2 protein-coding genes are annotated in these 632 nt (G+C 64.2%); both read left to right on the top strand.

Annotation, left to right across the window (positions count from 1 at the left end; all coding sequences use genetic code 11):
* Window positions 1-244 precede the first annotated feature (244 nt).
* Window positions 245-544: a PE family protein gene (locus A5709_RS23135; RefSeq protein ID WP_067943266.1), complete on the top strand. Its 300-nt coding sequence runs from the start codon at window positions 245-247 to the stop codon at window positions 542-544.
* 11 nt (window positions 545-555) lie between these two features.
* Window positions 556-632, top strand: a 77-nt coding sequence (locus tag A5709_RS29000; RefSeq protein ID WP_156624280.1) for a PPE domain-containing protein, incomplete at its 3' end; no start/stop codon positions are given.

Below are 632 nucleotides of genomic sequence, written 5' to 3'. Positions count from 1 at the left end.
CCGGCGCCGCCGCGGGCTACTCCCACAAATACGGCTTCCGCTACAGCGTCCTAACCCGCCCACCCTCAGCCGGATAGGGAAAGCCGAGGTGAACGGGAGTTGTACACGAATGAACAGTCGGCACTAGGGAGGCGAGCCAAGGCGTGACCCCATTAATCTCACGAGTAAGCCATGCCTGCGGTAAGCCCACCGGCAAACCGTTCCTCGACGGCCAGCGGGCCTAGAGAATAGGGAGGGAATCCGAATGTCGTTTGTCACGACGCAGCCCGAGGCGTTGGCTGTGGCGGCGAGCAACCTACAAAGCATTGGCTCGACGCTGAGCGCGCAGAACGCGGCGGCGGTGGCCCCAACGACGGGGGTGGTGCCAGCCGCCGCGGACGAGGTGTCGGCACTGACCGCGGCGCAGTTCTCCTCGCACGCCCAGATGTACCAGGCCGTGAGCGCCCAAGCCACGGCGATTCACGAGATGTTCGTCAACACCCTGGGCATGAGCTCGGGATCGTACGCGGTGACTGAGGCGGCCAACGCGGCCGCGACGGGTTAAAGGAGTCAATGGTGTTTGATTTTGGGGCGCTTCCGCCGGAGGTTAATTCGGCGCGGATTTATGCCGGTCCGGGGTCGGGGTCGTTGAT

The organism is Mycobacterium sp. E1386 (genome assembly GCF_001672745.1).
GTDB lineage: Bacteria > Actinomycetota > Actinomycetes > Mycobacteriales > Mycobacteriaceae > Mycobacterium.
Note: the sequence above shows the minus strand (reverse complement) of the source record. Positions and strands in the feature narration are given on the sequence as shown.